General features: G+C 66.1%; 7 protein-coding genes. All 7 read left to right on the top strand.

Translation table 11 applies throughout. From position 1 onward, the window contains the following. On the top strand, positions 1–861 hold an 861-nt coding region (locus tag MRY84_RS04280), incomplete at its 5' end, for a DMT family transporter (RefSeq protein WP_291504514.1). A gap of 162 nt (positions 862–1023) precedes the next feature. Continuing rightward, positions 1024–1281 carry a PepSY domain-containing protein gene (locus MRY84_RS04275; protein WP_291504513.1) on the top strand — a complete coding sequence of 86 codons (258 nt, stop codon included), beginning with the start codon at positions 1024–1026 and terminating at the stop codon, positions 1279–1281. A gap of 44 nt (positions 1282–1325) precedes the next feature. Continuing rightward, positions 1326–1871 carry a cytochrome b/b6 domain-containing protein gene (locus tag MRY84_RS04270; protein ID WP_291504512.1) on the top strand — a complete coding sequence of 182 codons (546 nt, stop codon included), beginning with the start codon at positions 1326–1328 and terminating at the stop codon, positions 1869–1871. A gap of 14 nt (positions 1872–1885) precedes the next feature. Next, a complete protein-coding gene (locus MRY84_RS04265) occupies positions 1886–2575 on the top strand; it encodes a response regulator transcription factor (protein WP_291504511.1) in 690 nt (229 codons plus the stop codon). Positions 2576–2579: 4 nt separating this feature from the next. Continuing rightward, on the top strand, positions 2580–3911 hold the full coding sequence (locus tag MRY84_RS04260; RefSeq protein WP_291504510.1) for a HAMP domain-containing sensor histidine kinase: 1332 nt from the start codon (positions 2580–2582) through the stop codon (positions 3909–3911). Positions 3912–3960: 49 nt separating this feature from the next. After that, positions 3961–4260: a hypothetical protein gene (locus MRY84_RS04255; protein WP_291504509.1), complete on the top strand. Its 300-nt coding sequence runs from the start codon at positions 3961–3963 to the stop codon at positions 4258–4260. A 12-nt stretch (positions 4261–4272) separates the two neighbouring features. After that, on the top strand, positions 4273–4683 hold the full coding sequence (locus MRY84_RS04250; RefSeq protein ID WP_291504508.1) for a hypothetical protein: 411 nt from the start codon (positions 4273–4275) through the stop codon (positions 4681–4683). Positions 4684–4716 lie beyond the last annotated feature (33 nt).

The raw sequence follows: 4716 nt of genomic DNA, 5'->3' as shown, positions 1-4716 counted from the left end.
TGGTTCGTCGTGCAATCGGGCCTGCCTGCGCTGCAAGTGGTCTTTTGGCGCTGCGCTTTCGGCGCCGTGGCGCTGGGCCTGGTGTGCTGGGCCATGGGGCTGCTGCGCGGCATGCTGACCTGGCGCACCGCGCTGTGGGCCGCACTCGGCGGGGTGGCCATCGTCACCAACTGGCTGCTGCTGTTCGGCGCCTATTCGCATGCATCCATCTCCATCGCCACGGCCGTCTACAACACGCAGCCGTTCATGCTCGTGGTCTTCGGCGCCCTGCTGTTCGGCGAGCGGGTCACGCTGTCCAAGCTGGGCTGGCTGGCCACGGCGTTCGCCGGCATGCTGCTCATCGTGCAAGCCAAACCGGGCGCGGGCACACCCGGCAGCGACTACACGGTGGGCATTGCCATGGCGCTGGGCGCGGCGTTCTTCTGGGCCGTGGCGTCAGTAGTCGCCAAGCGGCTCACGGGCACGCCGCCGCACCTGATCGCGCTGGTTCAGGTGGCCGTGGGGGTGCTGATGCTCGCACCCTTTGCCCAGCTCGGCACGCCCCCGCAAGGCACATCCACCTGGTTGATTCTGCTAACCCTGGGTGTTGTGCACACCGGGCTCATGTACATCCTTCTGTATGGCGCGGTGCAGAAATTGCCCACCTACCTGCAGGGCGCGCTGTCGTTCATCTACCCGGTGGTGGCAATTGGCGTGGACTTCGTGGCGTTTGGCCACCGGCTGCAGCCAGCCCAGTGGGCGGGCGCGGCAGCCATCCTGCTGGCCGCCGCAGCCATGAACCGCCAGGCCCTTGGCCGCGACCAGCGTGCTTCGCCAACGAGCGCCACCCCAGCGATCGCGACGGGCAGCAAACCACGGTAGCCAGCTCCCCCGGCGGTCTCGCCTTCCCCGCTTTCGCTGGCCGTTCCCACGGTTTTTTGGCGCGCCGCGGCGCTCTTCATCCCCACTTAATCTGGGCCACGTCCAATGCAGTTCGTGGGCAGTCAGTCCACATGTTTCAACCCACTGACACCAGCATTCACCATGAAACTGCACCTCGCCGCTCTCGTTCTCGCCCTTGGGTCTGGCGCCGCATTTGCCGGACCGACCTGCAATGTGCCCGAAGAAAAATGGATGAAAGAAGCCGACTTCAAGGCTTCCATGGAAAAGCAGGGCTACCAGATCCGCACGTTCAAGGTGAGCAAGGGCAAGTGCTATGAAATCTACGGCCTGGACAAGGCAGGCAAGAAGGTCGAGATCTATTTCGACCCTGCCACGGGCGCCGAACTCGAACGCAAGTGACGCCTGCGGCCCCTCCCGACGCCTCTGTCCAGCAGCCGCCCATCATGAAAACCGAGTCCCCGGCCACCCCACCGCCCGCTGTGCGGGTGTGGGATCCTTTTGTCCGCATCTTTCACTGGGGCCTGGTGACCTGCGTCGTCCTCAACCAGTTTGTGCTGGAGGAAGGGAAAACAGCGCACGAATGGGCCGGCTACACCGCCAGCGCCCTGGTGCTGGCGCGGCTGATATGGGGGTTTGTGGGCAGTCGGCATGCCCGGTTCAGTGACTTCTTTCCCACCCCCAGCCGACTGGCCGCGCATGCGCGCGCGCTTCGCAATGGCGAGCATCCGGTCTACCTGGGCCACAACCCTCTCGGGGCGCTGATGATGCTGGCCTTGATGGCCACCGTTCTGGCCCTGGGCGTGACAGGGTGGATGCAAACCACCGACACGTTCTTTGGCGAGGAATGGCTCATGGAGCTGCACGAAGTGCTGGCCCACGGGCTCTTGATTGCGGCAGGGTTGCACGCGGCGGCGGCCATCGTGATGGGGCGCGTGGAGCGGGTGCGGCTGGTGCGGGCCATGGTCACCGGCACCAAGCAGCACTTCTGAGAAATCTGGGCCGCATGCGACTGTTGCTGCTGGAAGACGATCAAACCTTGGGCGAAGGCTTGCGGGACTTTCTGCAGCACGACGGCTATCTGGTGGATTGGTGTACCGCCCTGGCGCAAGCCCGGGGCTTGGTGACCGAGCCCTATGACGCCTGGCTGCTGGACTGGAACCTGCCCGATGGCTCCGCACTGGACTGGCTGCGCAGCCTGCGAGCCAAGGGGGCCAAGACACCGGCCCTGGTGCTCACCGCGCGTGACATGCTCAGCGACCGCATCCACGGCCTGGACAGCGGGGCCGACGATTTTCTCGTCAAGCCCTTTGCGCCGGAAGAGCTGTGCGCCCGGCTGCGCGCGCTGTTCCGCCGCATGGCCGGCGGCGCGCCCTGCAAGGCGTTTGGTGCGGTGGAGGTGCTGCTGGCCGACAAGGAAGCACGGCTGCACGGCCAGCGGGTGGAGCTGACAGCGCGTGAATGGGCGGTGCTGGAGGCGCTGGTGTTGCGCGCCGGGCGCACGGTTTCCACGTCGGACCTGGAAGCCCTGGTACTGGGGCTGGAGAGCGAACTGGCCAGCAATGCGCTGCAGGTGCACATCTTCCATCTGCGCAGCAAGCTGGGCAAGGACCTGATCCAGACGGTCCGGGGCATGGGCTATCGCATTGACGCATCTCCCTGCGCGCAGGCCACCCTGACCACGGCCCGAGGGTAGGGCCATGGAGCTGCGCAGGGCCGCCTCCCAGCCGCCGTCCATCCGGGGACGGCTCGTCAAGTCGCTGCTGTGGATCTCCATCACGTTCGGCCTGCTGACTTCCGTGGTGGTGTGGTACGTGATCGCCCACGAGATGGGTGAACTCATGGACCAGGAACTGCGAGAGGCTGCTGAGATTTTTCACAGCGTCATGGCCGTTCAGCCTGATCTGGCCACCGATGGCCAAAGCGCCACCCACCACTTTGGCTATGAGGAGCACCTGGTCTGGCAGGTGGTGGACGCCTCGTCGGGCCGCGTGAGAAGCCGCTCGCACAAGGCCCCTGAACAGGCCTTGCAAGGCGCTCCCACCGAAGCGGTCGCCTGGACGCAAGACGGCCAATGGCGAGCCTTCACATCGGTTTTCAGCCAGCGCCCCGAGCAGTTTCTGGTGGTGGCGCAAAGCCGCAAAGAGCGGGACGAGGTGCACGGTGAAGTGGTCTGGTACACGCTGGTGGCGGCCCTGTCCATGGGCCTTCTGTCGGCCCTGCTGATGAACTGGCGGATTCGGCATGAGCTTCGCCCGCTGGCGGCCCTGGGCCACGGCGTGCAGCACTACGACCCCTTGCGTCCCGACACTGCTCCAACGGCCACGCCAAGACAGGAGCTGCTCCCCATCGAACACGCCATTGGCGACCTGGGACACCGGCTGGCGCAACGGATCATCAGCGAACGCGCTTTTACCGCCCACGCGGCCCACGCGCTGCGCACGCCCGTGGCGGGCATCGACGTGCAACTGGCCCTCGCAGTGCAGGAGGCGCCCGCCTCGATCCGGCCGCGGCTGGTTCGCGCGCGAGATGCTGCGGGCCGGCTCGGCAGGGTCATGCAAGCGTTGCTGGTGATGTTCCGCAGCGGCCTGGAGCCACAGCGCCAGGCTGTCGACCTGCGCCAGATCATGGATGCGCTGGCGTTTCACGACATGGCCATCTCCATCCGCCAGACGGCCCCAGTGACCGCCGACCCCGACCTGTTGGCCGCAGCCCTGCTGAACCTGCTGGACAACTCCCACCGCTTCCATGCGCATCAGGTCACGATCACCGCGCTGCAGGAGGGCAAAGACACCGTCTTGCGCGTGCAGGACGACGGCGTTGGCTGCTCGCCCCAAACCAAAGCCCGGTTGCAGCAGTCGCTGCAGCAGCAGGCCTACGGAGAAGGCAGTGCCATGGGTGGGCTGGGGCTGGTGCTGGCGGACTTGGTGGCCCGAGCACACGGGGGCCACGCCGCACTGCCAGACAGCGCCATGGGCTTCACCGTGGAACTGCGCTGGCCGGCCGACCTGTCGGCTAGCGCTGCTTCATGATCTGCCGCCCCTCCAGAATCCCTTGCAACGACACGAAAAAGAGAACCCCATGAGACACGCGCCAAAACCCAACAAACCCTTGCAGATTGCGCCCGTGTGCATCGCACTGTCCAGCCTGGCAACCACCTTGCACGTCCACGCCGAAGCGCCCATGCGCACCGACGACGCGGGGACGCTGACCCAAGGCGCCATGAAGGTCGAAAGCGTCTTCAGCCGCGATGGCAAGACCCGCAGCGCCGAATTGCTCTTGGGCGCAGGGCTCATGCCCCAGCTGGAGATGGAGGTGTCGCTGGCGCGTGGCAAAGACACGGCCATGAGCCCTTCCACCACCCTTCACGGGCTTGGCTAGGGAGTGAAGTGGGTGCCAGTCCAGAACGAACTGGGCTGGTCGGTGGGCGCGAGGTTCGACCTGGGGCACACCCGTGTGCATGACAACGCCACCCCGGAGCGTTTTACCGAGCGGGCTTCCGCCCTCACGGGCCTGGCCAGCTACCGGCTGGCCAATGCGCAGGTGCTGCACCTCAACCTCGGCCACAAAACGGTCAGATCGCAAGGCGCCCGCCACCGTACGACCACCTGGGCCGTGGGCTATGAAGTTCCGCTCACCGAACAACTGCAACTCACCTCCGAGGTGCATGGCGAGCAAAGGTCGCGCCCGGACAAGGCCGTGGGCCTGCGCTACACCATCCAGGACGGGCTCAAGGCGTCCGCCGCGGTGGGCCGTGGCAACGGCCGCACGTTCAGCCAGGTGGGAATGGCCTGGGAGTTCTAAGAGCCTGTTTACGATCTCCCAGGGGTCGCGCAG

It is taken from the genome of Acidovorax sp. (assembly GCF_022763525.1).
In the GTDB taxonomy this organism is placed as follows: domain Bacteria; phylum Pseudomonadota; class Gammaproteobacteria; order Burkholderiales; family Burkholderiaceae_C; genus Acidovorax.
The sequence above is the reverse complement of the archived record's forward strand: the minus strand, read 5'-3'. Positions and strand labels throughout refer to the sequence as shown.